Origin of the sequence: Sodalis sp. dw_96 (assembly GCF_018449575.1) — a bacterium.
Taxonomy (GTDB): Bacteria; Pseudomonadota; Gammaproteobacteria; order Enterobacterales; family Enterobacteriaceae; genus Acerihabitans.
Window position 1 is genome coordinate 140,052 of sequence record NZ_JAAVUT010000006.1, and the last position, 25,875, is coordinate 165,926.

Here is a 25,875-nt window from a genome sequence, read left to right on the forward strand (position 1 = left end):
CCGAGGCGCTATCGCGATTTCTGTTGTGCCGAGGGGCTAACGTTATAGGAATATAGATAATTTTATCCACTGCAATGTTATCCCCTTGCAGCGGACCGAGAATCCTCGACTATCATTAATGTTACAAAGACGCTTGTGGAGGGATGAAACAATCATGACACTGACCAAAAAAGCGATCGGTGGGACAGTATTGTTTCTGCTATTGGTAATCATTGCTGTAGTGATATTCATCGCGACATTTGATCTCAATCGCCTGAAGCCAACCATCAATGAAAAAGTAACCGCCGAGCTGCACCGCCCCTTTGCCATTAACGGCGATCTGGGCGTGCAATGGATGCGTCAACCGGATCAAACAGGCTGGCGCGCATGGGTCCCTTGGCCGCATCTTCATGCCGAAGACGTGGTATTGGGCAACCCACCCGATGTTCCCGGCGATTATACCGCCCGGCTTAAAAGGGTGGAGGCCAGCATTTCACCTCTCGCATTACTGCATAAAGAAGTTTATCTGCCCCGGATCACGCTGGTGGAGCCCGATGCCGCGTTAAAGCGCCTGCAAAACGGTAAAAATAACTGGACCTTCAATCTGGCCAACAGCGATCAGCCGCAGCAGGGCACCCCGCAGTCATCCTGGTCGTTCAAGGTGGACGATATCGCTTTCGATCAGGGTAAAATCGGTTTTCAGGATCCCATCACCAAAGCAGATGTGCAGGTGCTGGTGAATCCGTTGGGCAAGCCGGTGCCGTTTGCCGAACTGGCCGGCGGCGATGATAAGGCCGCCGATACCACGTCGAAGGAAACCGTCGGTACCACGTCGAAGAAAACCGCCGATACCGCTTCGAAGGAAACCGCCGATACCACGTCGAAGAAAACCGCCGATACTGCTTCGAAGGAAACCGCCGGTACCACGTCGAAGGAAACCGCCGATACCACGTCGAAGGGAACCGCCGATACCACGTCGAAGGAAGCCGCCGGCAGCACATCGACGAAAGCCGCCGGAACTACTGCGCAGAAAACCGACGATTATGTGTTCGGCTGGAAGGTCAGCGGTAAATACAACAATGAACCGTTGAAGGGCGACGGGAAAATCGGCGGCATGCTGGCCCTGCGCAGCGATAATCGACCGTTTCCGCTACAGGCGGATGTCAGCTCCGGATCCACCCGTGTGGCGCTGGTGGGAACCCTGCAAGATCCTATGAACCTCGGCGGCCTGGATTTGCGGTTGAAGTTATCCGGCGACAGCCTAGCGGATCTCCATGGCCTCACCGGCGTAGTGTTGCCGGAAACGCCGCCTTATTCCACCGACGGCCATCTGATCGCCCGTTTTCAGGAAAAAAAGGGCAACCGTTTCCGCTATGAAAATTTCAACGGCAAAATCGGCCAGAGCGATATCCACGGCACGCTGGAATTTGTGCAAGGCAAACCACGGCCATCACTGAGCGGCAAAGTGGAATCCAATCAACTGCGGTTCGCCGATTTGGGTCCGTTGATTGGCGCGGATTCCGGCACCGCCGGCAAGAAACAGCAGGCCAAGACTCAATCGATACAGCCGCCTGATAAAGTCCTGCCCTATGATAAGTTTGATACCGATAAATGGAGCACCATGGATGCGGACGTGACCTTTAGCGGTAAACGCATTGAGCATGGTAAATCCCTTCCGATCAGCGATCTGTTTACCCATGTCAAACTGGACGACGGCGTGTTGCTGCTGGACCCGCTGCGTTTCGGCCTGGCTCGGGGCAACCTCAATTCCACGATCCGGCTGGAAGGTAATCAGAAGCCCATGCGTGGCCGGGCCGATCTGCATGCGCGCAGACTGCAGCTCAAGGCGCTGTTCCCGGATGTGGCGGCGATGCGCAGCAGCATGGGGCAATTAAACGGCGATGCGCAATTCACCGGTACCGGCAATTCGGTGGCGGCCCTGCTGGGCAGCAGCAACGGCGAGGTGCGTATCTTGATGAATGACGGCGTCATCAGCCGGAACCTGATGGAAATCGCCGGGCTGAATGTCGGCAACTATGTGGTGGGCAAGCTGTTCGGCGACGATCAGGTGAGAATCAATTGCGCGGCGGCGGATCTCGGCGTACGTAACGGATTGGCTACGCCGAAAATATTCGTTTTCGATACCGAAAACGCGGTGATCAAAATCGACGGCACCACCAACTTCGCCTCGGAGCAACTGGATCTTTCCATTAATCCGGACAGTAAAGGGGCACGCATCGTCACCTTGCGTTCGCCGTTATATGTACGCGGAACCTTTAAGCATCCGGACGCGGGCGTGAAACCCGGTCCGCTGATTGCCCGCGGCGCGGCGGCGGTGGCCCTGGGTGCGGTGCTGACCCCGGCGGCGGCGCTGCTGGCGCTGATTTCCCCCAGCGGCGGCGAGGAGAATCAGTGCGGACCGATATTGCAGGAGATGAAAAACAGTAAGTAAGGACCCGCTAATGATGCAAAATAGCGCAGCTGTGGTCCTCGATTTCCTCGGTGGAGGCGGTATCGAAATGCAGCAGGCTGCGCTGGTTGGCTAACAGCACAAAGGATCCGTCGGGCAATTGCGCCAGCGCCAAACCAAAGTGACCCATGTTGCCGGCGGCGCCGGGCACTTCACGCGCCAGGGCGATAAACGGACTTTGCTCCGCCAGACCGGCGGCGGTGATGCGTTTAGCCAGGTAGGAATGACCCATCACCGCGGCGGGCAGCGGCTGCCAGGCTGAACCTATGCTGCCGGCTTCATCATCCAGCTGCTGCCGTATATCCGGGCGCAGACAGGAGATATGGATGTGCAGCTGGTTTTGCGTCCGTGCCATCGGTGCGTTGATGGCCAGCGCCAAGGCTCTGTCGGGAACCGGCGCGCCCGCTTTTTCCGTCAGGTATTGCCGGGCCTGCCAGGCATGATAAAAGAAATTGGGGGTTTTTTCGTTCAATAACGACGGACTCTCAATGCCGGTTATTTTTTCGACGGGGATTAGCAAATATTGCAGCGGGCCTTCGAGGTCTTTTAATACCGTATACCCCGCCTCCAGATTCACTTCGCGACAGGGATCCGGCCGGCCGAGCTGTTGCTGATGGGGTACGCACTTCTGGCTGACTATCTGCCACAGGGCATCGGGATTGACATCCGCCGCCGCGTGGCGATAGTAATAGATACCACTGGACGCTGCGATGACCACCGCGGCCAAAAACAGGATAAAGGGGTTGCGGCCCCATCGCCATTTCATCATGAGTTCTTCTCTGAGCGGGCATCAAACGAATCGGATGACATGTCTTCCAGGCCGTCCTTATTCTAACGGACCGGCGAAATAGATTCACCGGCCCGCTTATCCTACACCGTTTTAAATGAGAAATTATTACAACGCGATATGGCGGGTTTCATGGCTGGCCAGTAAAGCCAGCAGCGTCAGAACCGCCATCGAAGCCAGATAAACCCCCACATAGAATAAGCCGTAGTGGACCGTCAGCCAGGCGGCGATATAAGGGGCGACCGACGCGCCGATAATGGACGCGACGTTATAGGAAAACGATGCGCCGGTGTAGCGTACCTCCGTCGGGAACAGCTCCGGCAACAATGCGCCCATGGGGCCGAAGGTCAATCCCATCACGATAAAACCGCACAGCAGGAACGCCATAACCAGCCAGGTTTCGCCGGAACCGAGCATAAAGGGAAATACCAGGGCGAAAGCGATAATGGCCAGGGTGATGACTATCATGGTTTTGCGACGGCCGAAACTGTCGGCCAACTGTCCGGAAACCGGCACCAGCAGGCCGAAACCTATCACTCCCACCATCAGCATCAGCAGAAAATCATTACGGGATATGCCCAGACCCAGCGGCTTGGGCGCGGTGCCGTAAGTTAATGAATAAACGGTCATAATGTAAAACAGCGTGTAGGTGGCGACCATAATAAAGGTGCCCAGGACCGTCGCTTTCAAATGCTTGCCGAGCAGGGTGCCGATGGGCATGCGCACCTGGGCTTTCGCCAAGGCTATTTTCGCGAATACCGGGGTTTCGTGCAGGGATATGCGTACATACAGGCCGATAATCACCAAAACAGCCGACAGAATAAACGGCACGCGCCAGCCCCAGTTCAGGAATTGTTCGTCCGTTAGCCACCAGGAGAGCAATAAAAAGATGCCGTTGGCAAAAAAGAAGCCGATGGGCGCCCCCAACTGTGGGAAAGATCCATACAGCGCCCGCCGGTGCGCCGGCGCGTTTTCGGTGGCCAGCAGCGCCGCCCCGCCCCATTCGCCCCCCAGGCCCAGCCCCTGTCCGAATCGCGCCAGCGCCAGCAGTATCGGCGCCAAGATGCCAAGGGTCTGATAACCCGGCAACAGCCCGATGACCACGGTGGATATGCCCATGGTCAGCAGCGAAGCCACCAAGGTAACCTTGCGTCCGAGACGATCGCCGAAATGGCCGAACAGCGCCGAGCCGATGGGCCGGGCGACAAACGCCAGGGCGAAGGTGGCCAGGGACTGAAGCGTGGCGGCGGCGGCATCCCCCGGCGGAAAGAAGATATGCGGAAAGACGATTACCGCGGCGGTGGCGTAGATATAAAAATCGAAAAATTCGATGGCGGTGCCGATTAACGACGCCACCAGCACCTTACCCCGGGAATTAACCGGGACGGTGTCGGAATCAAGAACGGGTGCGATGGTGGACTGCATTATTGTTTCTTAATAATTAAATTTGTAAAAGAAAGGCATCTTAGCCAGAGAAAAATACCATTTCAATGGCGTTTTATTGACCATTAGCCGGCCTGTGGCGCCGAAAAGCAGATAATGTGTGCGGCGGCTATTCCCACAGTCAATCACGCTCGTCAAAACGGGCATCGCAGCGTTAAACCCTGGTTAGCTGCCAACAGGAGACCCCGGCGGCACGTTATATGCCGGGTTATGGTTTAATGCTAAACAAAAGAGGTGATAATGACTGCTATACCCCGAAAAAAGCAGATTTATACGCTGCTATTTTTCCCCCGGGGTGATGAGATATGGCGCGGCGTGCCTCCTGCATTCGGCTATGATGCCCTGGATACCAGGTTCCAGAAAGGAGAGCGTAAGCCGAGACTTGACCGGTTTCGCCAGAGGGGCGCCGATTCGTGCCGCCAGTGTCTATTGCCGGCCTTGCTCATCGGGTTCCTCCCGGTAGTCGGCGGTGGCAATCCAGGCGGCGCAAAAAAGAGTCAGCCGGGCAAAGAAATAGAAAAAGGCCATCAACCCCAGCACCGAACCGAAAGCGGCGCCGGAAGGGGAGGTGGCCAGTTTCGGCAGGGTCAGGGTCATAATGATTTTGATGATCTCAAACCCCACCGCCGCCAGCAGCGTCCCGCGAAAGATAGCCTTGCTATGGGGCCGGTGGCGGGGGATTATCCAAAATATCCACAAAAACAGCAGGTAATTGGCCGTTATGGAGACGACGAATCCGGTGGCGGTCATGGCCGGGCGCAGCCATTCGATGCCGCCCAAGCCCAGGGCGGTGACGATGCTCTGCTGGGCGGCACCGGCAATGGAGGTTAATGACAGCGTGACGATAAGCGCAACGATAAGGCCGATAAGGGAGAGCAGGTCCCGCAGGTACTTCAGATAAAATTTCTCTTCATCCTGGGGGTTGCGCTCCCATTCATCCCTCAGTTGGGCGCGGATCGCTTCGCGTAAATTGCCCATCCAGTTCAGACCTGAATACAGGGCGATCAACAGACCGGTGATGCCCACGGTCGTCCGCTGCGCCACCGCGGTTTTCACCGTGGTTTTCAACGTATCGGCCAGAGTCCGGTCGCTGATACTGTCGACAATTTTATTAATCAGGTCGCTAAGAATATCCGGATTGGAGGCCAGGAAAAAACCGACTCCGGCAAAAGACACCATCAGGATGGGAATCAGCGACAGGAAGGAGAAATAGGTAATCGCCGCGCCAAACTGGCTGCCCATGCGATCGTTGAATCTCTCCGCCGCCCGCAGCAGATGGGCTATCACCGGGTAATCACTTATTCTTTGGATTACGTGACCCGATTTCACCGCGAGTTTATCCACCCGTTCATTACCGGTATGGATATCGGCGAACATCTGAGGGGATTTTGATTGCCGGGCGGTGGCGGTCGTTGGGTTTTTGTCGGCCATATATTCTCTTATCCGCTGCGGAAATTTAACCAGATAGAGTCATTATAGGAAAAAATAGCGACTACGGGGCGCGCATGGGACTACCGGCGTAACTGACCGTAATTTCCCGCGCCCCCGTGCCGGGGTGATGGCCCGGGGGCGCGGTAGGCCGGGCCGGCGTATTCCTTACGGGAATGAATACATCGCTCCCGGCAGCCTCCCTTTGCGCTGTCGGCAGCCGACCGGAATCTATTCTTAATATTAATTTATCAATATGGGGTTAACTCATGAAAGTGGGCATTATAAAAATCCATATCAATCTCAAATAAATGATATGCGCAAAGCCAAAAAAGTATGACCGCGCTAAAGAATACACTGTTATATCGATAATAAGTATCACTGGCGCTGATGTGCACTCGCTACTGATACGTAAAGCAGCGGTTTCTTCTATGCACTGCGTTTAGTCATCATATTGTGATATTCGGCGCATTTGTGGCGTAACGTAGTGGTAATTTTGTCGGCCCGGCACAGATTATCCCTATGCTTATTAATGCTATTCAGGCTATTCAGGCTATCAGCGCTGCCGGGAACGTCCCGTTTTTTAATTTAATGATAATGATTTTTGATGAGATTGAATGCTAAGTATCAAATAATTCTTCTTGGATTAATAATATAGAAATAAAATATATGTTAACTTTGCCGCTATAAAGCGTTTTTTTTATTATATTAAACTAACTGGGGGAATTATTACCGTACTTATGAATTAGCTATTTTAATGCTATTAGAAGATTTGGCCTAATCGATAAAAATTAATTTGCGAGACAGCTTGCCAATATGCTATCTACTATTAATGGGGTAAATCAAAAATTGGGTTAAGATCACAATTTTTATTTTGAATATTGGGTCAGTTTTTTATCCATCGCGAGTTAATGGGATTAACTATGGCAAACACCACGGACAATAAATTATCTATTTGGTCACTCTCCGCATTAGTTGTGGGATCGATGGTGGGAGCCGGTATTTTTTCTTTGCCGGCAACCTTCGGCCGCGCAACCGGTGGGTTCGGCGCCCTTATTGCCTGGGGTATCGCCGGGAGCGGTATGCTAATGCTGGCATTTGTTTTCCAGACGCTGGCGCAACGTAAACCCAATCTCGATTCCGGCGTCTTCATATATGCAAAAGAAGGTTTCGGTGACTATTTAGGCTTCGCGTCAGCGTTGGGTTTTTGGGCCGGGACCTGTATCGGCAATGTTTCCTATTTTGTATTAATCAAGTCGACGCTGGGCGCTTTTTTCCCGGTATTCGGCAACGGTAATACCGTGCCGGCGGTGCTGGTGGCGTCGGTTATTCTGTGGGGATTTCATATATTGCTTTTAAGAGGGGTAAAAAGCGCGGCGTCAATAAATACCATTGCCACCTTCGCCAAGATTATTCCCATATTTTGCTTTATTATCATATTGATTATAGCTTTTGATAACCCTCTTTTCGTCCTTAATTTTCATGGGGGAACCGAAACGGCTAATGCCGGTGTCTTGGCGCATCTGGACGACTACGGTTATGCCGGCCACGCGGCGCGGGCCATTACGTCGGCGACGGGAACCGAATCCCTGCTTTCGCAGGTTCGCAGCACCATGCTGGTGACGGTGTTTGTGTTTCTGGGTATTGAAGGGGCCAGCGTATACTCCCGTTACGCAAAAAAACGCAGCCATATCGGCCTGGCGACGGTAATGGGCTTTATCGGCGTGCTGTGCCTGCTGATATTGGTGACCATGCTGTCCTACGGCGTGATGCCGCGGTCCGATTTGGCGGCGCTGCGGCAGCCCTCCATGGCCGGCGTGCTTGAAGCAGTGGTGGGCCGCTGGGGAGCGATATTTATCAGTATCGGCCTGCTTATTTCAGTACTGGGCGCTTACCTTTCCTGGTCGCTGCTGGCCGCCGAAGTGTTGTTTTCCGCCGCCAGGCATCAAAGCATGCCGAGGGTCTTTACCACGGAGAATCGCCGGGGTGTGCCGTCCGCTGCGGTATGGCTCACTAATATCACCATACAGATTTTTTTGATTCTGACCTTATTCAGTGATTACGCCTTCCAGCTGGCGCTTGAATTAACCAGCTCGTTAACGCTCATCCCTTATTTGCTGGTGGCGGCCTATGGTTTAAAACTGGCCTGGACCGGCGAAACCTATGAAACCAATAAACGCGGGCATAAAAAAGATCTGGTTTTTGCCATTATCGCCACTTTTTATTCCTTCTTGATGCTCTACGCCGGCGGCCTGAAATATTTATTGCTATCGGCCATTATTTACGGCCCCGGCTCTGTTTTATATCTCATCGCCAAACGGGAACAACATGCCGAGTTTTTTAACCCGGCTGAAAAAATTCTATTTATCACCGTCATGCTTGCCGCCATTGTGGCGTTATGGAGTATCTCTACGGGCGTCATCACTATCTAAGCGGATGGAGTTAATATGACCAGAAAAAAAGAGGCTGTAAAATATGGCGTATATTCCGAAGTAGGTAAATTACGCAAGGTTTTGGTGTGCGCGCCGGGCCGGGCACATAATAGGCTAACCCCCAGTAACTGCGATGAATTGCTGTTCGACGATGTATTGTGGGTTGAACGGGCGAAACGGGATCATTTTGATTTTATCGCCAAAATGCGCGAGCGCGGCGTGGATGTCCTGGAAATGCATAATTTGCTGGCGACCACTTTGGAGAATCCGGCGGCCAAAGCGTGGATTCTGGACCAGCAGATAGTGCCGAACGAGGTTTCACTGGGCATCCTCAATGAAACCCGCGGCTTTCTCGACGGCCTGCCGCCCCGCCTATTGGCTGAAATCCTCATTGGCGGTCTTTCAACCACCGAACTGGCGGACGCCGGCCATTGCGATAACGAAGAACTGAAATTGATTCGCGAAGCGGTGGGTATTACCGAATATATGCTGCCGCCGCTACCCAATACCTTATATACCCGGGATACCACCTGCTGGATTTACGGCGGCGTGACGCTTAATCCCCTGTACTGGCCGGCCCGGCATGAGGAAACGCTGCTGACCACCGCCATCTATAAATTCCATCCGGATTTTGTCCACGGGGATTTCGACATTTGGTATGGCGATCCCACACAACACCATGGCACCGCCACCCTCGAAGGGGGCGATGTGATGCCTATCGGCAACAAGACCGTGCTTATCGGGATGAGCGAGCGCACCTCTCATCAGGCCATTACCCAACTGGCGGCCTCGCTGTTTGCCAGTCCGCGTTCCGGCGTGGAGCGGGTGATGATTGCCGCCATGCCGAAACTGCGCGCGGCCATGCACCTGGATACGGTGTTCACATTCTGCGATCGCGACGTGGTAACGCTCTATCCGGCCATTGTCAATCAGATCAAAACCTTTTCCCTGCGGCCTGACGGCGGCCCCGCCGGAATGAAGCTCAGCCGCGACGGCGGCAGCTTTGTGGAAGCGGTGGCGGCGGCGTTAAACCTGGACAAGCTGCGGGTCGTTGAAACCGAGGGCAACGATTACGACACCGAACGCCAGCAGTGGGACAGCGGCAATAACATGGTGGCCCTCTCGCCGGGGGTGGTGATGGCCTACGATCGCAACACCAAGACCAATACGCAATTGCGTAAAGAGGGCGTGGAGGTGGTTGAAATCGTCGGCAGCGAGTTAGGCCGCGGGCGCGGCGGCGGACATTGCATGACCTGCCCGCTCTGTCGTGACGCGGTGGAATGAAAGTAAAATGGAGCTAAACACCAGGGAACTATAAAAAGTCCGGCACATAAGGGGAGCCGGTCAGCCGCATCGTCGGCTCCCCTTGGCCCGTCAGTAATCGGGTTGTGCGAAAACGGACAAGTTACACCACGGCGTCCCCGTGGCTTTGGATCTGTGTCAGGTGGATGGCATGGGTTTGAAGTCACGGCGGTACGCCGTTTTTAATTCCCTTCCCGCAGACGGGCAGGTTTTCCATGAGGAGGCGGGACTAAGGTAATTTGCATAATGATTCGCGAACCAGGTTCAAAATACACTAAGCTACCTTTTTTGAGGAGCGTTTTATCTGGGCCGGGATAGCCCTTTTCTCGCAGTTAATAAGGGGCTTTTATGCTGTTCCGTCGTTTTGAAAGCATGATCGATATTTTCCAGGAATCCCCCGCGTCCGCGCCGCCGGATCGGGTTTTACCCTTCTATCTCTACTATTTGCGCCAGGTGTGGCCGAGCTTCGCCGCGCTGCTGGTGGTGGGGCTCATCGGGGCATTGATTGAGGTGGCGCTATTCCCTTATCTCAGCCGCATTATCGACCTGGCGCAAGGCAGCTCCGGCAGCCGTTTTTTCAGCGACCACGGGCGTGAACTGCTGTGGATGGCGGCGGTAATACTTGTCCTACGGCCGATTTTTCTGGCTCTGCACGATCTGCTTGTGCACCAGACCATCAACCCGGGCATGACCAGCATGATCCGCTGGCAGAATCATAATTATGTCCTCAGGCAAAGCCTGGGATTTTTCCAAAACGATTTCGCGGGGCGTATCGCACAGCGCATTATGCAAACCGGGAACTCCCTGCGTGACTCGGCGGTGCAGGCGGTGGACGCCTTGTGGCATGTGCTGATTTACGCCGTCAGTTCGCTGGTGCTGTTCGCCGAAGCCGATTGGCACCTGATGATTCCGCTGATAGCCTGGATAGTCGGCTATATGTTTTGCCTGTATTATTTTGTGCCGCGGGTGAAATCCCGCTCGGCGGTCTCTTCCGCCGCCCGCTCCCGGCTGATGGGGTGTATCGTCGACGGTTACACCAATATCGCCACCTTGAAACTGTTCGCCCATACCGATCTGGAACGGCAGTACGCCCGGGAAGCCATTACCGAACAGACTGAAAAGACCCAGTTGGCCAGCCGTCTGGTGACCGGCATGGATGTCACCATTACCATCATGAACGGTCTATTGATTGTCAGCACCACCGGTCTGGCGCTGTGGCTGTGGTCCCAGTCGCTGATAAGCGTCGGCGCCATCGCCTTGGCCACCGGTCTGGTGATTCGCCTGGTGAATATGTCCGGCTGGATCATGTGGGTGGTGAACGGCATTTTTGAAAATATCGGCATGGTGCAGGACGGTCTGAATACCATCGCTCAGCCGATGAGCGTCACCGATCGCCCGCAGGCGCCCGATCTGCAGGTGCGCAAGGGCGCGGTGAGCTTTGAGAACCTGCATTTCAACTATGGCAAAGGGCGGACGGTGATTGACGGCCTGAACCTGGATATTCGTCCCGGTGAAAAAATCGGCCTGATTGGTCCCTCCGGCGCGGGCAAATCGACGCTGGTGAACCTGCTGCTGCGCCTGTATGACCTCAACGGCGGGCGCATTTTCATCGACGGACAGAATATCGCCGAGGTGAGCCAGGAGAGCCTGCGGGCCAGTATCGGCATGATTACCCAGGACACATCGCTTCTGCATCGCTCCATCCGCGAAAATCTGCTGTACGGCAGGCCTGGCGCCAGCGACGCCGAGCTATGGCAAGCCATACACCGCGCCCGGGCCGATGAGTTTATTCCCATGTTGTCCGATGCCGAGGGGCGCACCGGTCTCGATGCCCACGTGGGGGAACGGGGCGTGAAACTTTCCGGCGGCCAGCGCCAGCGTATCGCCATCGCCCGGGTGCTGCTCAAGGATGCGCCGATCCTGATTATGGACGAGGCCACCTCGGCGCTGGATTCGGAAGTGGAGGCGGCCATTCAGGAAAGCCTGGAAGTGCTGATGCGGGGCAAAACGGTTATCGCCATTGCGCACCGCCTGTCCACCATTGCCAAAATGGACAGGTTGGTGGTGATGAGCGACGGACGCATCGCCGAAATCGGCAGCCATAACGAACTGCTGAGCCAGCAGGGACTTTATGCGCGGCTGTGGTTATACCAGACCGGCGGATTTGTCGGGGTGGACTGAACTGAGCCTAGGCGCCGCTCCGTCGTTGATTTCAGACGATGTGAATGACGCCTTGGCGCTGCCTGGTCGCTCATTCACGTCGATGTATACTAAGCCTTGGCGCTGCCTCGTCGCCCATTCACGTCGATGTATACTAAGCCTTAACGTTGCCCTGCCGCTGCCTTGTCGTTTATTATCGGCGTGCGTTTCCATCGCTTATTCCTGGCGCTTACATTTGACGATAGGGCAGCGCTTTGCGCGCCTCTTCCGCCCAGGCGCGCACCGCGTCCCGTTCTTCGTTAAGAAATTCCGCCACCGCGGCACGCAGTCCAGGATGCCGCAGGTAATGCCATGAATCCGTCAGCACCGGCTCAAAGCCGCGAATCAGCTTGTGTTCCCCCTGCGCGCCGGCGTCAAAACGTGAGAGACCCTGAGCGATGGCATACTCAATTCCCTGGTAAAAGCAGGTCTCGAAATGCAACCGATCGAACTCCGCCAGGCAGCCCCAGTAGCGGCCAAAGAAGGTGTCGTCACTCACCAGACTGAACGCCATGGCGACAGGGTGGCCCTGCCGGTTTGCCAGCACCACCCGGATGGCGCCGGGCATCCGCTGCGCCAGCAGGCTGAAAAAATCTCGCGTCAGGTAAGGCGACTGGCCCCGGACTTCATAGGTATTGGCATAGCAGGTATAAATAAAATCCCACTGCGCCTCGCTGACCTGCCCCCCTTCCAGCCAATCGAAATCAATGCCTTGCGCCGCCACCGCCTCGCGCTCCTTGCGCATTTGTTTGCGCTTGCGCGAACTCAGGGCATCCATGAAATCCTGGAAATCCCTATAGCCGCGGTTATGCCAGTGATATTGGCAACCCAATCGGTGCAGCCAGTCCGGCCGGGCCTCCAGCAGAGCGTTGCCCCGCGCGTCGGTGAAATTCACATGGGCGCCGGACCAGCCCTGTTCGGCCAGATAATCCGGCAGCGCTTCCAGCAGTTTCGCCGCCGCCGTCTCCTCCCCCAGCACCCGGGCGCCGGTTACCGGGCTGAACGGCACCGCCCCCAGCCATTTGGGGTAATACGCTATTCCGGCGCGATGGCAGGCCTCGGCCCAGCCGTGATCAAACACATACTCGCCGCTGGAGTTCTTTTTACGGTAGCCGGGCATGGCGGCCAGGCAGCGGCCGTTTACCCGCCACAGCATATGATGGGGACGCCAGCCGGAAAGCGGTCCCAGGCTGCCGCTGTCTTCCAGGGCACTGAGAAAAGCATGCTGTAAAAATGGCTGTCCCGCCGGGACCAGGGCATCCCACTCGCCGGCGGGTACATCGTTCAGGTGCGCCAGGGACGTCAAAGACATAACGTTGTGCTCCGGTTAAATGCCGTCAACCAAAGACAGTAGCCAGTTGCCGAGGGATACGCAAGGCGGGGGGCACGGAGTGGCAAAAGACGGGCTGTTTTATGGAAAACGAGGAAAAATAACCTGAACGCTATAATCGCTTGATAGACGTTAGGGCATTACCGTTATCTGAATTCCGGCCGACCGGTTTTATCTCTGTTCTATGATAGTTACTTAACTCCAGTCATTTAACACCCGTCACGCATAACGCCATTCACTTAACGCCGGTCATATATATTCAGAGATAATAAAAAAAACCGATCATACTTAAAGGGGAATAACGACACCGGCAGGAGAACGCATGGGTTTTACGGGATGGATAGCTGCCGTGGGCGGTCTGTTATTGTTGATGTCGCTGGCGTCCGGCTGGATCCATCGCGGGCCTGTCACCTCATTCGGTTTGTATCTGGCCGCGGGGATTGTTTGCGGTCCCTGGGTCTTGAACCTGCTGCGGGTGGACGTCGCCGCCCATGCCGTTCTGATAGAACGGGTGACCGAGATTGCCATGGCCGCTTCCCTGTTTATCACCGGCCTCAAGCTGCGACTGCCGTTCCGGGATCCGGGCTGGCTGATGGGCGTGCGTCTGGCTTTTCCGGCGATGATTTTTACCGTGGCGGGCGTTACCGTGGCCGCCCACTTTCTGGTCGGCTTTTCCTGGCCGCTCTCGTTAGCCTTTGGGGCGATAGTGGCGCCCACCGACCCGGTGCTGGCAAGTCTTATCTCGGTCAACGACGCCCGGGACGACGATAGCCTGCGGGTCTCGCTGTCCAGCGAAGCGGGCATGAACGATGGCACGGCGCTGCCGATATTGATGCTAGGGATGCTGCTGCTTAACGCCCATCATCCGCTGCCGTTTGCCGCCCTGGGCCATTGGGCGCTGGTGGATGTTCTCTGGTCGCTATTGGGGGGGCTGGGCATCGGTTATACCTTGGGCAGGCTGATAGGGCATCTGGCAACCCACTCCAAAATTACTCAAAACGACACCGCCCCCAATGATTTCCTGGCCCTGGCCCTGGTGGCGTTAAGTTATGCCGCGGCGCAAAGCCTGGACGCCTCGGGATTTTTGGCCGCCTTCGCCGCCGGGGTAGGATTGCGCCGCACCGAGCTGCGCATCTTTAACCGCCATCCGCCGGATGATTTGCCGGAGAACGAGCACGGCGGCACGGCGGAATCCTTGATCAACCCCAACCAGCGCCATGCGTCGGGAGCGGTGGGGCCGCTCAGGTCCGTGGGACTGGTGGTCAGCGACTCACTGTCCTTTGGCGATACCATGGAGCGATTATTTGCCGCCGGTATCGTTATCGTGCTGGGCATTACCCTGGCCATGCATTGGGATCCCCTGGGGCTACTGATGGCCGCTATCCTGTTTTTTCTGATAAGGCCGGCTTCGGTTTACCTGGCGACTATCGGCAGCGGTGAACCGCCCCTGCACCGGGTCTTGATCGGCTGGCTGGGCATACGCGGCATCGGCAGCATCAATTACATTACCTGGGCCTATAACCACGGCCTGGCCGGCCCCGAGGCCGAACTCATGGCCAATATGGCCTTTACCCTGGTGGTGGCCAGCGTCGTTGTGCACGGCATCTCGGTATCGCCGCTATTGAACTGGCGGCAGGGCAAGATTACGGCGGAAGCGGAGCGGGAGGATAAGCGGTAATTTATACTCATTTGCGCCTCGTTAAACGGCTAGGTTATCAAGCCGGGCCGTCATCGTATACCTGCACGGTAAAGGTCTGTGCGGCATGAGTGATAATGTATCTGCCTGAACGGAGATTCTGGCCTAAGCCGGAACTTAGAGCAAGAACAGGGGTCATTCCGTTTTCTGTTAAATGCGTATAGCCAATGGGAAGGTTCCGGAAGCACATAAAAGTAGAACGATCAAATGCGTAATCCACAATACAATTACCGGTAGATGAGATGCTGGAGGGAATACCCTCAATCCTGTAAATATGTCCAGCAATAATTTCAAAGGATTCACCGACGTATCGGCGGCCAACTACGCGAGGAGCTGAACCGTTTCCGGCACAGTATTGGTGAGACCCGCATCAAGTACGCCGCTGTTATTGGTATAATAGGTCGGAATAATCAAATCGGGGCTGCCGTTGACGGAAAAATCCAGCCGCTGATTGGCCACCGGCAGGTTTACCGGGCTAGAAAGGGTATAATGCACGCCATTAAGACTTGCGCCGTCTGCCGGCGCATCATTGGCAACGATCCGTGCGTCGAGCGCAAAGTTGGCTAATGGTGTAATAGAACAATCCGGCGGATTTCCGGGAAACAGCTATTTTTATTTTCCACCATAGGCCTCTTTTTATTGATAATAAAATTTATCGCCTCTTTCGGACGAAAGAGGATTTTATTTTCTCCATAAATAACTAATCTGCTGTTGATAAAGTAACGCGAATCTTTAACAGCTCTTTTATTCGCTTTCGACCCTCTTTATTTAAGAAATATTTTCGTATTAATTTCAGCACCCTCAGGCGAATATGCAGCGGTAATGATTATTTCTTGATATGAAGCTAAAGGGATTAGCCCAGACGCAGGGTAATCCCCTCGGCTTCAATTTCCCTGGCTTGGGGCGGCATCTGAGTTATCAGTCTGGGCCATCATCATATACCTGTACGGTAAAGATCTGTGCGTATGGGGTTGTAAGATTATAATAGTATCCTCTTGAATGAAGGTCCCCGCCCAAGCCAGAACGTAGGGCGCGAACGGGTGTTATGCTGGTTGTGGAAAGATGGTCATAGTCATTAGGGAAGGCGGAGTTACAAGTTTGACTCGTCTGATCATGCACAAAATTTTCCGGGCAAAAGCCAAAACCAAAGTTGGCCGAGGGGATGTCCTCTATCCTATACCTATGTCCCGCTATAATATTAAAGGGCCGAAGCATCTCCTGCAGCCCGAAAGAATAAGCACCCGCAGGCACTGTTACTTGGACCGAACCTAAAAATACGGGATAGACCGGGGTAAAGGACAGATCACTGATGGCATTGATAGTGGGGTCCGCGGCCAGGCTCGCGCTAAGCTGGACCGATTCCGGCGTCTCATTGGTGAGTCCCACATCAAGAACGCCGCTGTTATTGGTATAATAGGTCGGAATAATCAGATCGGGGCTGCCGTTGACGGAAAAATCCAGCCGCTGATTGGCTACCGGCAGGTTTACCGGGCTGGACAGGGTATAGTGCACGCCGTTTAAACTCGCGCCGTCGGCCGGCGCATAATTGGCAACGACCCGTGCGTCGAGCGTATAGTTGGCTAACGGTGTAATAGGACAATTCGGCGGATTTTCCGGGAAACAGCTATTTTTGTTTTCCATGACGGGCCTCTGGGTCGATAATTAATGTTAATTTATGATAATGCTATGCATTGATAAATTTTTTGCTGAGCTAAAAATATCTACTTTTAGAATAATGCCTCATGTGGAAACAACAATATCGAAAATTGTAAATATACTGCTAATAAATGCCAGAAGTTGGAAATTCAGTTTTCAATAATATGTTGCATATGACCTGTGTAAACAAATATGCCAATACGGGATGTTAATAATTTCATAGAAACCTAAAAATTTATTACTCAACGCAAAGAAAAAGGATTATTCCTTGATACGGACAATCCTTTTTTTCAAGCAGTGGGCCATTATTTTTATCAGCCTGGGCCATTATCATAAACAGTGATGTTAAACGTGAGATATTGTGCTAAAGCAGGCCAAAAGGCGTAGCGGGAACGGAGATTACTGCCCTGGCCCGATCTTAGCGCACGAAAAGGGGACGCAAAAACAGAGTCAGAAAATAGATAATCACTGCTAGTATTAAGGAGGCAACTTTGGCTATCATTGTCAAAAACACTTCCTTCTGGACAATCAGTATAGTTTACTACGTTAGCTGGAAATCCTTCAAAATAATAAACATGGCCTTCAATGATATTGAATCCTGACATGAGTCTTTCCATTCCGGCTCGCATCCCTGAACCCGCCTGGGGAAACGTGATCACATTTGTGCCTAGACGTATGGGATAGATTATCCCTGGGATGAAAGTGACTGTCTGGGCGGAAAATACTGCCCTATCGTTTTCCACTTCCGCCCTTACAGTAAAGGAACCGGGAGTGGAACTGCTAAAAGAGGCGGTATAAAAGCCGTCGGGTCCGGTTGTTACCAGACTAGTGGGTTGACCGGTAATAAACAATCGTAGCTGACCGGAGACGCCGGCCCCGCCATAGGTTAAATAAAATCGCACTTCATTGTTGCTGCTGCTATTCGCTTCGGCATTATCAGTCAAGATTTCGGATGTTAATTCGTACGTCGGAAGCGGGCCGATTGGGATAAAGGTTAATATGCTATTTGCACTCACCGAGGGATCGGCGGCCAGGCTCGCGAAGAGCTGGACCGTTTCCGGCTCAATATTGCTCGCTGCCGCGGTAAGGACGCCGCTGTTGTTGGTATAAGGTGTCGGAATAAGTAGAGTGGCGCTGCCGGTAACGTAGAATTCCAGCTCTTGATTGGCCACTGGCAAATTTACCGGGCTGTAAAGGGTAAAGATCACGCCATTGAGATCACTACCGTTCGCCGGCGAATTGTCTGCCACGATCCGCGCGCTCAGTTCATAGTTGGAGGAAAGCGGGGGAGCCGGATTATCTGGTGCATTTCCCGGGAAACAGCTATTTTCATTTACCATAGTAGACCTCTTATATAATATAAATATTTCTATTCTTAAAACAAAAGAGATTTAAATCTCCATTAATATATAATCTCTAATTACCAGGTAATGCGGATATACCGCATTACCTTAACCGATTTTTTGTCTTTCTCATTTTTCAGAAGAATGTTATTGCTGTATTATTTTCAGCATTTCCTGCCGCATAAGCGGCACTGATAATTGTCGTCAAGGCTACCGGGCTTGTTATCGAAACGATAATTTGGCCTAGGGTATTGGTGAAACCCAAACCCGGCGAGACAGTGGCGGTGGGCGAGGAAGATGTAAAGGACATCAACGCGTTGTCGACCACAGGGCCTGCTGTATCTCTCAGGGTATAACGAATGCGATAGGTGCCACCGGCAGGGACGTAGCTATCAAGAGGCTCGGCGCTTATGGTATGTGTGACGGGCGAAGTAAAACTCACAACGGTGTAATTACTGACCGAGTCCTGAGAGTCAAGAATGGCTCTTACCTCCACCGAGTCCGGTGTTCCACTGCGCAAAGAGACTCTTGTTTGCCCAGCATGGTCGGTGGTATCAAAAGTATTATATAATTCCGCCAAACCTCGTACCACGGAAAAGTTCAGCACTCTGCCGGTCACGGGTTGATTAATTGTAGTATCCCACAGGGTATAGAGGATGACATTGCTGGCATAGTCATTTGCCGGAGCGTAATTGGTTTCGACAGCGGCGATGATAATTAATCCCGTTATTTCTACCAGATTGCCATATTGAGGGATGTGGGGAGGACAATATTGATTTTGCATAAAATACCTCCGGTTGATAAACCGTTTGTTGTCACAGCTATAAAGATAATAATCACGTCATGGGTTGCTGAGTTATTATCTGGCGTTCTTAAGCAGATATTCAGAGATAATTATTTTGTGCCGTCCCTGGCATGATTCTCTACGCTATAAAAACGTAACGCTGGTATAATTTGTCATGCCGAGTCCCGACGCCAAGGCAGCCGATACCCGTACAGCCCCGCTCATACTATTGGTCAATGTCAGAGTAATATAACCGTTACCATCGGTATTCCCGGTCGGGACCGAGAGTTCCGCGCCGCCGGTTACGCTGAAATTGATCGGCACATTAGCCACCGGCAGATTTCCGGCCAGGGTTAAGACCTGATAGCGTATTCTATTGACGCTGAATCCGTTTCCCTGCGCCATATCGCTTTGCACCTCGGCCGAAATGCGCTGCGTCAGCACGCTATTGATAAAGGTCAGTATGATGCGGATGTAAACGGTATCCGGCGCGGATGCGAGAACGGCCACCACCGTGACGCTCCCCGGCGTGTCGCTGAAGATGCGTAATTGGGTACGCCCGCTACCGTCGGTGATATCCGAAGTGGGTACAAGCGTGGCGCTGCCGATGACGCTGTAATTCAACTGGCGATTGGGAACACCTAGCCCCGCCGGGGTAATCAAACGATAATCAATGATATGCGGGATTCCGCTGCCGGCCCCGATGTTCGAGGTCGTCACCTCGGCCTCCAACAGCAGGTCGTTATCGCTGGCCGGAGCGCCAAAGGTGGAGTATGCATCCGCGAAGTCGCTGCCAAAAGTGGCCCTGACCTGTATCGTCTCCGAGGACGTATTGGTGAAAAAGACCGTCGCCTCCCCCTGGTTATTGGTGTAAACCGTGGTAAAATTTTGCCGGCTGGGAGTAAACAAAGCGTTGCCGGAAACGGTAAACTCTATAGGTGCGTTATCAATTAACTCATCCCCGGCGGATAACCTTACCGTGAAGAGATTAAATTCAATGCCGTCTGCCGCCGCCCCTGATGTGACGGTGATTATCGTTAAGGTATAATCCACTGCCGGCAATATAGGTTGGTCCAGCCACGAATGCATAATATTCCCCGTAAATAATAATATACCTTCATGAATAAAATATTTAGTTAATGGTCCGCGCTGATCATAAATTTTTGCCCGGATGATATTGATAATCTATAAACTGCTCCCGGTTGAAAACAGAGAAAGTACTGGCAGAAGGTGGCACAAAAACGGTCTCTACGGTTTTAACAGAACCGCTTTCTTCCGGCAGCGACAACTCAACCACAACACGTTCACTTACCGTATTGGCTAAATTAATGGTGGCGGATTTATCGCCATTCAATATAATATCCGCGTAGTAGCCCGGATAACCTGCAATACGGGCGCTGCCCTCCACTATTATCGCTCGCACAAAGGTTATGGGCTCGCCGGGCCGGCTGGTTTCCGCCTCGGTCTTGAGATAGATAGAGTTATAGGTTCTATTATTAGCCGGCGCGCCGGTGGAGTAATTTACCGATTTAATCCTGCCGTTGCCCAGGCGAAAGGGACCGATGGTGGTGGGTAACGTTACTGAATTCAGTGGATTAGCCACCGCATAGGCAAAGATTACCAGCAGGCCCTGCTCTTCGGAGTAAAGGCTGAAATCCGCCTGGCCATTGCCGCCAAGGGTCAGCAGCACATCCCCGCGGTCTACTCCATCCCCGATTAATCCGGGGTCGCTCACGGTGACCCTGACCTGGGTCCCCGGGTTTCCGGTAATGACTCCCCGGTTCACAGGAAATACATTGATGGCGGGCCAGTCATAATTGGAGGCGTTGGTAGTCAAGATCATTTGCAGCTGTCCGGCGGGCGGCGGGGGCAGAAATGCGGTTATCTGAACAGTAATACTATAGGATGTCGATGTATTGCCATGGGAATCGCTAATAATATAGAAAACATTATAGCTACCCACGCTGGGTACATATATTTCCGGCACACGAAGTGGAATAGGGAATAAAGGAAAATCAGTCGTTAGCATCATTGATGCTACGGCTGAAAAATTCCAAATAATCGTTATTTGATCTCCCGCCCTTGGATTGCTGTAGAAAGGAATGTTAACAATGACGGCTCCAGCAATATTAATTTCCTGGAGTGTAATAACGCCATTTTCCATCTGTGGAAAACTAGGAGCCGCGAGTGCCATGGTTTTTCCTTACAATGAATAAGCTTGCATAAGAAAATTGGTTTTGATAAAAAGAGGCAATCGCCACTCTTTAAATAATTAAATGCTTTACATATACTAAATCGCCAAGAGGAAGAAGCAAGGTTAATGTTTGGCATCGCCCTGCTAAAAAAAGCTAAAAGGCGGTTGGAAGGGTATTTCCTTTATATGATTAAAGTGAGTTTTGATAAAATTTTGCGAAATTCAACATGGGACAATTTTGATAAACAATGGCGTGTTAGTACTCTATTGAGACGTGCCTTTAACAGCCTTGAGCGAGGTAAGGTCTTAAGGGATCTCTGCGGGGAATAAAAATTGGCGAATCGCTATGCTATAGCATTTTTGTCAGGTATGAATGCCATATCAGGCATTGCCCAGTCCGGTTGGCGATGTGTGGTTTTCGGCAATGGATCATATTTCTTAAACCGGACTGTGCCTGCTTAACGCGTGTTGCAATGTTACCAATATATTGAGCGGCGATGGCTTTCCTACTGAGTCATCTCATGGTAACCAGTTCTTCCGCCGCCGTGGGATGGATGGCCACGGTATTGTCGAAATCGCGCTTGGTGGCGCCCATTTTGATCGCCACGGCAAAGCCTTGCAATATTTCGTCCATGCCCAACCCGATGCCGTGCAGTCCGACGATTTTTTCTTCCGGTCCGACGCACACCAGCTTCATGCGGCAAGGCTGGCGGTGGGCGGTGACGGCGGTATACATGGAGGTAAAACCGGTTTTATAGATCTTGACTTCTTTTTCGCCGTATTTCGCTATCGCTTCCGGTTCGGTCAAACCGATGGTGCCGATGGGGGGATGGCTGAACACCACGGTGGGAATCAGGTTGTAATCCAGGTGCTCTTCCGGCTTGCCATTAAACAGGCGTTCGGACAAGCGACGACCCGCCGCCACCGCCACCGGCGTCAGTTCCACCGCGCCGGTATTATCCCCTACGGCATAAATCCCCGGGATGTTGGTATTCTGGTATTTATCCACCCGGATATAACCGTTGCTGTCAGTTTCAACGCCGGCGGCGGCCAGATTCAGATTGTCGGTGGAAGGCTCACGGCCAATGGCCCAAATCAGCGCATCAACAATAAACTCGTTACCGTTTTCCAAGGTCAGCGTCAGGCTGCCGTCGCTGTTTTTTACGATGGATTCCGGGATGGAGCCGGTATGCAGGGCCGGTCCTTCCTCGTTCATGATCTCCACCAGGGTATCGATAATCAACGGGTCAAAGGTACGCAGCGGCGCGTGTTTACGCACGAACAGATGGGTCTCCGCTCCCAGGGCGTTCAGCACCCCGGCGAGTTCCACCGCGATATAACCCGCGCCCACCACCGCGACCCGCCGGGGCATGGCATCCAGGGCAAAAAAGCCGTCTGAATCGATACCGTATTCCTCACCGACGATATCGATGTGGCTGGGACGGCCCCCGGTGGCAATCAGGATATGATCGGCGGTAATGCGTTCGCCGTTGACTTCAACGGTGTGAGCATCCACAAAGCGGGCAAAACCTTCAATAACGTCCACTTTGTTATTGCCCAGCACCCGCTCATAGGATTGATGGATGCGGTCGATATAGGCGCTGCGGCTTTTGATCAGAGTGGCCCAATCGAGACGGTTGATGGTGGTGTCAAAACCATAATCGGGACCGTACAGTTTTATCGCTTCGGCAATCTGCGCCGCATGCCACATGATTTTTTTGGGGACGCAGCCGACATTGACACAGGTACCACCGAGATATTTGGCTTCAATCAGGGCGCATTTTTGTCCATACATCGCCGCACGGTTAATCGAAGCGATGCCACCGCTGCCGCCGCCAATAGCAAGATAATCGTAATGTCTGGTCATCGGGTATTCCCTATAGGTCATATCAATGGGCACAAGTTTAACGCGCAACGACCAATTGTCGCAAAGATTGCATCAATCCCTCCAATAGGCGAAACGGTTAACCCGGCATTACGTTGGCAATCCCGGATGACACGCGCTATTACGGGATGACTCCGGCTATACAGGGATTAATCAGGCTCTGTAGAGATTACTCCGGGGTTATCCAACGCACCAGGGTATGGCCGATGCCGCCGGGCACCAGCGCCTGATGGAGCCAGGGCAATAATTCGTTCATTTGCTGCTCCAGCGTCCAAGGGGGGTTAATCACGATCATGCCTGATGCTGTCATACCCCGCTGGTCGCTATCCGGGCGTATCGCCAGTTCAATTTGCAAAATCCTGCGGATGCCGGTCTTTTCCAGACCCGCCAGGATGCGCTTCACATGCTGGCGCAATACCACCGGATACCACAAGGCGTAGACGCCGGTGGCGAAGCGTTTATAGCCTTCCTGAATGCCGGCCACCACATCCTGATAATCGGTTTTCATTTCATAAGGCGGGTCGATCAGTATCACGCCGCGGCGCGACAGCGGCGGCAATTGGGATTTCAACTGCTGGTAGCCGTCGGCGCGCAGCACCTCCGCCCTGGGATCTTTTTGAAATTCGTTTCGCAGCAGCGGGTAATCGCTGGAATGCAGTTCCGTCAGGTGCAGACGATCGTGTTCCCGCAGTAATTGGCGGGCAATCAGCGGCGAACCGGGATAATAACGCAGGCTGCCGCTGCGATTGTAATGGCGGATAACCGTCAGATAGGGCTCCAGCAGCGCCGGGCAATCTTCCCGCTGCCAGATTCGGGCGATGCCGTCATGGTACTCGCCGGTACGTTCGGCACGATCGCTGTTAAGCAAATAACGGCCGGCGCCGGCATGGGTATCCAGATAGAGAAAAGGCTTGTCCTTCTCTTTCATGGCGGCCAGGATCAGGCTCAGCACCGTGTGCTTGAGCACATCGGCGTGATTGCCTGCGTGAAAACTGTGGCGATAACTTAACATATAATTATATCCAATTGAGAAAGAACAACTTTTTTATTGTTGGCATTTTCTTTTTTGCGACTCCCACGGCAGTCCATTCAGGTGAGAAAACATGAGAACGATCTCAGGCGTTAGTATGAAACAGTTTTGGGTCGAATTGACATAACATTGGCTATGGGGGTAGCGAGTACGAGGGAATATTGCACATTTAGCGTTAGATACAAATTTAAGCCTCTTATTTTGTTAAATGACCATCAAATGTAAAATCAACTTCCTTGACTGATTGCAACGCCTGCTTAAAATCAGTATGTAGAGGATTTAAAATAGCATTATTTTCCTGTGGAATAATGCAAGATGGAATTATTAAAGCAACCCCGTCAATTGCGTCAAGCCAGCCTGTACCCAAGTCCATGGTGGAAAACGGGGCTGGATCTTCTCTCCAGTCATCAGGCAAATAGGCATTTTCTAGGTATTCAACCTTATCATCGGGTAATTCGATACTGAAAAGGGAGTATTGATTCAGCAGTGTATCATGAATGGAATGCACAAGAATTTCCAATGACGCCAGAGCGATGGTGGTAGATACATAAACGGCCGCACTACCTTTGTGATTCCATCGCCCGCCATAAAGTCTCGCGCCATAACCCGTCCATGCTTCAGCTGCATGGATTTTTTGTGTAAGCCTGTAAAAGATCATGAATAGACGCCGTGCTCAAGCTTGCCAATCAAATCAAGTACCTCAAGCGCACCACTCTCCGTGGAAAGAAGTGAGAACGGCGTTACATTTCCCAAGCCTTTTACCGGACTTTTCAGCCAGGTATAGGCATCAGTTTTATTACCACCGAAAAGATGCACACTTGCGTCCATCACCCGCACTAGCCGAGCAATACGCTCACTTTCATCAGGAGAGAAAGTTGTTCCTGTACTTTTACGCCTGGCCACGTTTCTTTCATTAATGCCGGCAATCCGCAAAATTTCGGCCTTCGACATGTCTGACCATTTATGAATGCTTTCAAGCACGTTCACCGGAAGCCCAATTTTCAGCACATTGGTCAGCTCACGGCCTCTGCTAACGGGCAGACCGGCAAATTTCCACAAAGCATTATGTTGTGGCTCATGGGATGGGATATAAGCTCTCATGGCAATCTCTCCAACAGACATTTGTCATGAAGTAGTATAGACAATTGTCAGATGGGTATAAAGCATTATTTATGCGTATTTAGCCTACGCGAAACACAGTGAATGGCATCGTTTCGGTCAGTAACCTCATCCCGGCACTGTTACAAAACCCCGGCAGGACGAGATGCGTATCCGCCCCCCAACTGGTATGCTGGGCAGGTATGCCGGTTTGCCTGCCGACGGATGCCGGCAGGCGGGATTGAAACCGCCCTTATTACCTCGATGAAGTCACGGGAGACAGCCATGGCTGTGATTAAACAGGTTTTGATAGCCTATGATGATTCCGACTGTGCCAAACAGGCGCTGGAATTTGCCTGCGAATTTGTAAAGCGATTCGACGCCAGGTTACATATTGTTTCCGTTTGTCAATTGCCGCAGTTCGGCAGCGGCACCGCGACGGAAATGATTATCGAAAATGCGAGAGCGATTTATGGGAAATTTTTCGACAGCCTGAAAAATAATCCCGCTTACCAGGATATCGATCTGGTCAAACAAATGGAAATCGGTAATCCCGCGGAAATGATTATGCTTTATGCGGAAAGCCACAAAATAGACCATATAATTGTCGGTCATCGCGGTTTTTCCCATATTGAGCGTTTGTTAATGGGGTCGGTGGCACGACAGATTATCGATAACGCAGGCTGCCCGGTCACCGTGATCCGGGAATCCTCTTATTAGCAAAAGCCCCGAAAATCCCCGCCTAAAGTGAACCGGCCTCATTGCGAACACAGGATGTGTCGAGGGTTTTGGGGCAGTCCGATTGATAAACCACTACTG

20 protein-coding genes are annotated in these 25,875 nt (G+C 52.8%); 6 read left to right on the plus strand and 14 right to left on the minus strand.

Translation table 11 applies throughout. The features are described 5' to 3' along the window. Window positions 1-154 precede the first annotated feature (154 nt). Window positions 155-2,431 carry an AsmA family protein gene (locus HB631_RS11735; protein WP_213991336.1) on the plus strand — a complete coding sequence of 759 codons (2,277 nt, stop codon included), beginning with the start codon at window positions 155-157 and terminating at the stop codon, window positions 2,429-2,431. A gap of 7 nt (window positions 2,432-2,438) precedes the next feature. Here HB631_RS11735 and HB631_RS11740 read toward each other — a convergent pair whose 3' ends face one another. From HB631_RS11740 to yhjD, 3 genes are all read right to left on the minus strand, one after another. Beyond that, entirely contained in the window at window positions 2,439-3,218 is a 780-nt protein-coding gene (locus HB631_RS11740; protein WP_255556943.1) for a CDP-diacylglycerol diphosphatase, read from the minus strand. Window positions 3,219-3,344: 126 nt separating this feature from the next. After that, on the minus strand, window positions 3,345-4,661 hold the full coding sequence (locus tag HB631_RS11745) for an MFS transporter (protein WP_213991337.1): 1,317 nt from the start codon (window positions 4,659-4,661) through the stop codon (window positions 3,345-3,347). 444 nt (window positions 4,662-5,105) lie between these two features. Next, entirely contained in the window at window positions 5,106-6,110 is a 1,005-nt protein-coding gene (gene yhjD / locus HB631_RS11750) for an inner membrane protein YhjD (protein WP_213991338.1), read from the minus strand. A gap of 920 nt (window positions 6,111-7,030) precedes the next feature. Between yhjD and HB631_RS11755 the strand changes: the two genes are divergently transcribed. The 3 genes from HB631_RS11755 to HB631_RS11765 all read left to right on the plus strand — a co-directional run bounded on the left by HB631_RS11755 (window position 7,031) and on the right by HB631_RS11765 (window position 12,022). Beyond that, the gene (locus tag HB631_RS11755) at window positions 7,031-8,539 is read left to right on the plus strand and encodes an amino acid permease (RefSeq protein WP_213991339.1); all 1,509 of its coding nucleotides are present in this window, start codon (window positions 7,031-7,033) and stop codon (window positions 8,537-8,539) included. Window positions 8,540-8,554: 15 nt separating this feature from the next. Continuing rightward, window positions 8,555-9,823, plus strand: coding sequence for an arginine deiminase (gene arcA, locus HB631_RS11760; RefSeq protein ID WP_213991340.1), 1,269 nt, complete (start codon window positions 8,555-8,557; stop codon window positions 9,821-9,823). 366 nt (window positions 9,824-10,189) lie between these two features. Continuing rightward, window positions 10,190-12,022 (plus strand): ABC transporter ATP-binding protein, encoded by a 1,833-nt coding sequence (locus HB631_RS11765; RefSeq protein ID WP_213991341.1) that lies wholly within the window; start codon window positions 10,190-10,192, stop codon window positions 12,020-12,022. Between the two features lie 208 nt (window positions 12,023-12,230). Here the strand turns inward: HB631_RS11765 and HB631_RS11770 are convergent, their stop codons facing one another. Continuing rightward, entirely contained in the window at window positions 12,231-13,352 is a 1,122-nt protein-coding gene (locus HB631_RS11770; RefSeq protein ID WP_213991342.1) for a GNAT family N-acetyltransferase, read from the minus strand. A gap of 340 nt (window positions 13,353-13,692) precedes the next feature. Between HB631_RS11770 and HB631_RS11775 the strand changes: the two genes are divergently transcribed. Next, window positions 13,693-15,048: a cation:proton antiporter gene (locus HB631_RS11775; protein WP_213991343.1), complete on the plus strand. Its 1,356-nt coding sequence runs from the start codon at window positions 13,693-13,695 to the stop codon at window positions 15,046-15,048. 339 nt (window positions 15,049-15,387) lie between these two features. Here the strand turns inward: HB631_RS11775 and HB631_RS11780 are convergent, their stop codons facing one another. From HB631_RS11780 to HB631_RS11825, 10 genes are all read right to left on the minus strand, one after another. After that, the gene (locus HB631_RS11780) at window positions 15,388-15,561 is read right to left on the minus strand and encodes a hypothetical protein (RefSeq protein WP_213991344.1); all 174 of its coding nucleotides are present in this window, start codon (window positions 15,559-15,561) and stop codon (window positions 15,388-15,390) included. A 423-nt stretch (window positions 15,562-15,984) separates the two neighbouring features. Then, entirely contained in the window at window positions 15,985-16,707 is a 723-nt protein-coding gene (locus tag HB631_RS11785; protein WP_213991345.1) for a hypothetical protein, read from the minus strand. A gap of 329 nt (window positions 16,708-17,036) precedes the next feature. Further along, window positions 17,037-18,062, minus strand: a complete 1,026-nt coding sequence (locus tag HB631_RS11790; RefSeq protein ID WP_213991346.1) for a hypothetical protein — start codon at window positions 18,060-18,062, stop codon at window positions 17,037-17,039. Window positions 18,063-18,201: 139 nt separating this feature from the next. Beyond that, window positions 18,202-18,849, minus strand: coding sequence for a hypothetical protein (locus HB631_RS11795; protein ID WP_213991347.1), 648 nt, complete (start codon window positions 18,847-18,849; stop codon window positions 18,202-18,204). 144 nt (window positions 18,850-18,993) lie between these two features. Further along, window positions 18,994-19,938, minus strand: a complete 945-nt coding sequence (locus HB631_RS11800; RefSeq protein WP_213991348.1) for an Ig-like domain-containing protein — start codon at window positions 19,936-19,938, stop codon at window positions 18,994-18,996. 64 nt (window positions 19,939-20,002) lie between these two features. Then, window positions 20,003-21,043: a hypothetical protein gene (locus HB631_RS11805; protein ID WP_213991349.1), complete on the minus strand. Its 1,041-nt coding sequence runs from the start codon at window positions 21,041-21,043 to the stop codon at window positions 20,003-20,005. 514 nt (window positions 21,044-21,557) lie between these two features. Beyond that, window positions 21,558-22,910, minus strand: a complete 1,353-nt coding sequence (gene gorA / locus HB631_RS11810; RefSeq protein ID WP_213991350.1) for a glutathione-disulfide reductase — start codon at window positions 22,908-22,910, stop codon at window positions 21,558-21,560. 187 nt (window positions 22,911-23,097) lie between these two features. Continuing rightward, a complete protein-coding gene (locus HB631_RS11815; RefSeq protein ID WP_213991351.1) occupies window positions 23,098-23,940 on the minus strand; it encodes a 23S rRNA (adenine(2030)-N(6))-methyltransferase RlmJ in 843 nt (280 codons plus the stop codon). A gap of 214 nt (window positions 23,941-24,154) precedes the next feature. After that, the gene (locus tag HB631_RS11820; RefSeq protein ID WP_213991352.1) at window positions 24,155-24,616 is read right to left on the minus strand and encodes an RES domain-containing protein; all 462 of its coding nucleotides are present in this window, start codon (window positions 24,614-24,616) and stop codon (window positions 24,155-24,157) included. Then, a complete protein-coding gene (locus HB631_RS11825) occupies window positions 24,613-25,059 on the minus strand; it encodes an antitoxin Xre/MbcA/ParS toxin-binding domain-containing protein (RefSeq protein ID WP_213991353.1) in 447 nt (148 codons plus the stop codon). The genes HB631_RS11820 and HB631_RS11825 overlap by 4 nt, the downstream gene beginning before the upstream one ends. 282 nt (window positions 25,060-25,341) lie before the next feature. On the opposite strand from HB631_RS11825, the gene HB631_RS11830 reads away from it, so the two are divergent. Beyond that, window positions 25,342-25,776 carry a universal stress protein gene (locus tag HB631_RS11830; protein WP_213991354.1) on the plus strand — a complete coding sequence of 145 codons (435 nt, stop codon included), beginning with the start codon at window positions 25,342-25,344 and terminating at the stop codon, window positions 25,774-25,776. The last annotated feature ends 99 nt before the right edge of the window (window positions 25,777-25,875 follow it).

Bases quoted from the DNA above. Each gene is read 5' to 3' on its own strand.
- HB631_RS11735 (WP_213991336.1), top strand. From the start codon at position 155: ATGACACTGACCAAAAAAGCGATCGGTGGGACAGTATTGTTTCTGCTA.
- HB631_RS11740 (WP_255556943.1), bottom strand. From the start codon at position 3,218: ATGATGAAATGGCGATGGGGCCGCAACCCCTTTATCCTGTTTTTGGCC.
- HB631_RS11745 (WP_213991337.1), bottom strand. From the start codon at position 4,661: ATGCAGTCCACCATCGCACCCGTTCTTGATTCCGACACCGTCCCGGTT.
- yhjD (WP_213991338.1), bottom strand. From the start codon at position 6,110: ATGGCCGACAAAAACCCAACGACCGCCACCGCCCGGCAATCAAAATCC.
- HB631_RS11755 (WP_213991339.1), top strand. From the start codon at position 7,031: ATGGCAAACACCACGGACAATAAATTATCTATTTGGTCACTCTCCGCA.
- arcA (WP_213991340.1), top strand. From the start codon at position 8,555: ATGACCAGAAAAAAAGAGGCTGTAAAATATGGCGTATATTCCGAAGTA.
- HB631_RS11765 (WP_213991341.1), top strand. From the start codon at position 10,190: ATGCTGTTCCGTCGTTTTGAAAGCATGATCGATATTTTCCAGGAATCC.
- HB631_RS11770 (WP_213991342.1), bottom strand. From the start codon at position 13,352: ATGTCTTTGACGTCCCTGGCGCACCTGAACGATGTACCCGCCGGCGAG.
- HB631_RS11775 (WP_213991343.1), top strand. From the start codon at position 13,693: ATGGGTTTTACGGGATGGATAGCTGCCGTGGGCGGTCTGTTATTGTTG.
- HB631_RS11785 (WP_213991345.1), bottom strand. From the start codon at position 16,707: ATGGAAAACAAAAATAGCTGTTTCCCGGAAAATCCGCCGAATTGTCCT.
- HB631_RS11790 (WP_213991346.1), bottom strand. From the start codon at position 18,062: ATGGTAAATGAAAATAGCTGTTTCCCGGGAAATGCACCAGATAATCCG.
- HB631_RS11795 (WP_213991347.1), bottom strand. From the start codon at position 18,849: ATGCAAAATCAATATTGTCCTCCCCACATCCCTCAATATGGCAATCTG.
- HB631_RS11800 (WP_213991348.1), bottom strand. From the start codon at position 19,938: ATGCATTCGTGGCTGGACCAACCTATATTGCCGGCAGTGGATTATACC.
- HB631_RS11805 (WP_213991349.1), bottom strand. From the start codon at position 21,043: ATGGCACTCGCGGCTCCTAGTTTTCCACAGATGGAAAATGGCGTTATT.
- gorA (WP_213991350.1), bottom strand. From the start codon at position 22,910: ATGACCAGACATTACGATTATCTTGCTATTGGCGGCGGCAGCGGTGGC.
- HB631_RS11815 (WP_213991351.1), bottom strand. From the start codon at position 23,940: ATGTTAAGTTATCGCCACAGTTTTCACGCAGGCAATCACGCCGATGTG.
- HB631_RS11820 (WP_213991352.1), bottom strand. From the start codon at position 24,616: ATGATCTTTTACAGGCTTACACAAAAAATCCATGCAGCTGAAGCATGG.
- HB631_RS11825 (WP_213991353.1), bottom strand. From the start codon at position 25,059: ATGAGAGCTTATATCCCATCCCATGAGCCACAACATAATGCTTTGTGG.
- HB631_RS11830 (WP_213991354.1), top strand. From the start codon at position 25,342: ATGGCTGTGATTAAACAGGTTTTGATAGCCTATGATGATTCCGACTGT.